Raw genomic sequence first — 3,280 nt, 5'->3', positions numbered from 1 at the left:
GCAATATGAGTAAGTTAGGTGAAGATGGTGAGCCAATCTATAGAGAAGATGGTAAGGTGTTAAAAGGGCCTAACTATTTTAAACCTCATATTAAAGAAATTTTAGAGTTATAAAAAAAAGCAGCCAATTGGCTGCTTTTTTATGTGAATTATTTTACCTCATATCTCCAATCATGCTTGTCTTCAGCCAGATTGTGTTGAATGTGTGTTAGTTTTTCCTTAAAGAGTTTAGCATAAGAGTCTTCATTTTCAGGAAGCTTAAAGATTTCACCAGCATGTTCAAAATCTGAAACAGGACTAATAACAGCAGCAGTACCAGCTCCGAAAATTTCTTTTAAAGCTCCATTTTTTGCAGCCTCTTTAATTTCACTAACGCTAACGTTTCTCACCTCACAATCAATACCTAAATCTTTGGCGATTTGAATAACACTTTTACGTGTTACACCATCTAGGATTCTATCATTATTTGGTGCAGTAATTAATTTATCTTCTATTCTAAAAAATACATTCATTGTGCCAGCTTCTTCTAAATATTTGTGTGTAGAAGCATCTGTCCATATAATTTGATCAAACCCTTTTTTCTGTGCTAAGCTAGTTGGATAAAATTGAGATGCATAATTACCAGCAGCTTTTGCAAAACCTACACCACCATTAGCAGAACGACTATACTTCTCTGCAAATAATACACGTACAGGTTTGTTGTAATAAGCCTTTGCAGGTGAGCAAATAATCATAAAACGATAAGCTTCAGCAGGTGAAGCTGCAATTGCTGGCTCAGTTGCAATAACAAAAGGACGTATATATAATGAATTACCAAGACCTGGCTTAATCCATTCGTTATCTAATTGTAATAAAGTTTTTAACCCTTCAAAAAAATAAGCTTCAGGAAACTCAGGCATTGCTAACCTTTTTGCAGACTTATTAATTCTTTGGTAGTTTTCATTAGGTCTAAATAAAAAGACTTTTCCATCGTCGTCTTTGTAGGCTTTCATACCTTCAAAAACAGCTTGTCCGTAATGAAATACTCTAGCAGAAGGCTCAATTGTCATTGGCTGATATGGCATTATCTTAGGAGTTTGCCATTTACCATTTTCAAAATCGCATACAAACATATGGTCTGTAAAAACGCGACCAAACATTAAATTATTAAAATCAACACTGTTAATTTTAGTATCTTCAGATTTTACGATAACGATTTCGTTAGGGTTACTTTCTACCATAAAGAGCGTGGTTTAAATTTCTGCAAAAATAAGAAATCAATGCGGTTAATAAAAGGTTATATTACCTTAAATTTTGTAAATTCGCAATTCAATTTTTAAACAAAACCAAAACATATCAAAATTATGAAAAAAGTAATCTTGTTCTTTGCAATGGGCTTAGCTATAGTGTCTTGCAAAAACGAAAAAGCTGCAACAGAAGAAAAAACAGAAGAAGTAAAGCAAGAAATTGCTTACGCATCTTTCGGGATGGAAATTAATGATGCAGATGCCTTATCATCTGAGCGTATGATGGAGCATTATAAAGGTTTGAAAAAAGGAGACACTGTTAATGCTAAGATGAAAGGAAAGATAATTGAGGTTTGTTCTAAAAAAGGTTGTTGGATGACTTTAGATATGGGTAATGACAAAGAAGTTATGGTGCGTTTTAAGGATTATGGGTTCTTTATGCCATTAAATGCAGAAGGAGATGTTGTTGTAAATGGAAAGGCTTTTGTAGCAGAGACTTCTGTAGATGAATTAAGACATTATGCAGAAGATGCTGGTAAATCTAAAGAAGAAATAGAAGCTATTACAGAACCTAAATTTGAATACAAATTTTTAGCAGATGGAGTCCTTCTTGCACAATAGAGTTTTTGCTCTAGTAGCAATTTTATTTTTGTGTTTTAATTGTAAGAATGAAGAAGAGACTAAAGTTGTTAAAGAAAATAGTAAGCCAGAATTGATAATGCATCAACCTTCTGAAATGGCAAATTTCATGAATGGTATGTATGCTTACAATATGCAATTGAGACAGCAGATTATTAATGGAGAAACACCAGTTGTTATGCCATTAGATCTTATGAAACTACACTCGGCAGAAATGAGTAATGGACATAGCAGAACACCAGTTTGGAATAGTTTTGTTAATGTATTTATAGAAGCGCAACAATCTGTTGTAGATACACTGTCTAATATTGAGTTAAAAGAGCGTTATAACAGTGCAATTAATAATTGTTTGGCTTGTCATAAGACAGAATGTACAGGTCCAATACCAAAAATTAAAAAACTTCTTATAAAATAAATTGAAGCGAAAGATTATCACCACATCAGATGGTTCTAAGACCATTCAGATCGAAGATTGGAATGAACAATACCATTCTATTCATGGTGCCTTACAAGAAGCAAATCATGTATTTATAAAACATGGTTTGCTTTTCTTTTTGGAGTCTTGCCATCCTGAATTTGTTTCAGGATCTCATCCTGTAAGTATCATCGAAATAGGTTTTGGTACTGGTCTAAATGCTTTCCTTACATTTTTAAAAGCAGAAGAACTTCAACAATCTATAAATTATAATGGTGTAGAGGCTTATCCTGTGAAGACTGAAGAGATACAGCAACTCAATTATGTAGAGTTGATTTCAGAAAATCATAAAGTTGAATTTGAAAAAATACATGCTGTAAATTGGGAAGAACAGCATGGTATTACACCAAACTTTAAGCTCAAAAAACAGCAAAATTTTTTTAAGGATATTACTGCCGAGAATGAATTTGATATCGTTTATTTTGATGCTTTTGGAGCAAGAGTGCAGCCAGAACTTTGGACAGAAGATATTTTTAAAATAATGTATAACGCCATGAAAGATAATGGTGTTTTGGTCACCTATTCTGCAAAAGGAAGTGTAAGGCGCGCCATGCAAGCAGTAGGCTTTATAGTAGAGCGACTTCCTGGCCCACCTGGAAAACGCGAAATGTTGCGAGCTCAGAAAAAGAAATCTTGATATTCGGTATTCAGTAAGCAGTATCAAGTATTCGGTAGAACAGTAAAGTGCTTTGCATCTTTAGTTTAGCGTCTTTACGTCTTAGCGAGAAAATCAAAAGTTAAATCCAAACTAAAAAAACATAAAGCACTTCTAACCTTTCATATCTTTACAAAAAGAAAGCAAAATGATTGTTTTAATCACAGGAGCAACAGGATTAATAGGACAAAATATAGTTAAACAATGTCATGCTAAAGGCATTAATGTTCATTATTTAACGACTTCAAAATCTAAATTAAGCAAGCAAAATAACTATAAAGGATTT

General features: G+C 33.1%; 5 protein-coding genes. 4 read left to right on the top strand and 1 reads right to left on the bottom strand.

Translation table 11 applies throughout. From position 1 onward, the window contains the following. Nucleotides 1–148 precede the first annotated feature (148 nt). Nucleotides 149–1,219, bottom strand: a complete 1,071-nt coding sequence (locus N4A42_RS13545; protein WP_294075044.1) for a branched-chain amino acid aminotransferase — start codon at nt 1,217–1,219, stop codon at nt 149–151. Between the two features lie 123 nt (nt 1,220–1,342). On the opposite strand from N4A42_RS13545, the gene N4A42_RS13540 reads away from it, so the two are divergent. The 4 genes from N4A42_RS13540 to N4A42_RS13525 form a co-directional block, all read left to right on the top strand. Continuing rightward, on the top strand, nt 1,343–1,846 hold the full coding sequence (locus N4A42_RS13540; RefSeq protein ID WP_294075041.1) for a DUF4920 domain-containing protein: 504 nt from the start codon (nt 1,343–1,345) through the stop codon (nt 1,844–1,846). Further along, nucleotides 1,824–2,279 (top strand): hypothetical protein, encoded by a 456-nt coding sequence (locus N4A42_RS13535; protein ID WP_294075039.1) that lies wholly within the window; start codon nt 1,824–1,826, stop codon nt 2,277–2,279. The genes N4A42_RS13540 and N4A42_RS13535 overlap by 23 nt, the downstream gene beginning before the upstream one ends. 1 nt (nt 2,280) lies before the next feature. Next, nucleotides 2,281–2,976, top strand: coding sequence for a tRNA (5-methylaminomethyl-2-thiouridine)(34)-methyltransferase MnmD (gene mnmD, locus N4A42_RS13530; protein WP_294075037.1), 696 nt, complete (start codon nt 2,281–2,283; stop codon nt 2,974–2,976). Nucleotides 2,977–3,142: 166 nt separating this feature from the next. Further along, the coding region (locus tag N4A42_RS13525) for an NAD-dependent epimerase/dehydratase family protein (protein WP_294075047.1) at nt 3,143–3,280 on the top strand (138 nt) is incomplete at its 3' end.

This window comes from Winogradskyella sp. (genome assembly GCF_025210595.1).
Taxonomy (GTDB): Bacteria; Bacteroidota; Bacteroidia; order Flavobacteriales; family Flavobacteriaceae; genus Winogradskyella.
The sequence above is the reverse complement of the archived record's forward strand: the minus strand, read 5'-3'. Positions and strand labels throughout refer to the sequence as shown.

Coding starts and splice junctions, on each gene's coding strand:
- N4A42_RS13540 (WP_294075041.1), top strand. CDS start 1,343: ATGAAAAAAGTAATCTTGTTCTTTGCAATGGGCTTAGCTATAGTGTCT.
- N4A42_RS13545 (WP_294075044.1), bottom strand. CDS start 1,219: ATGGTAGAAAGTAACCCTAACGAAATCGTTATCGTAAAATCTGAAGAT.
- N4A42_RS13535 (WP_294075039.1), top strand. CDS start 1,824: ATGGAGTCCTTCTTGCACAATAGAGTTTTTGCTCTAGTAGCAATTTTA.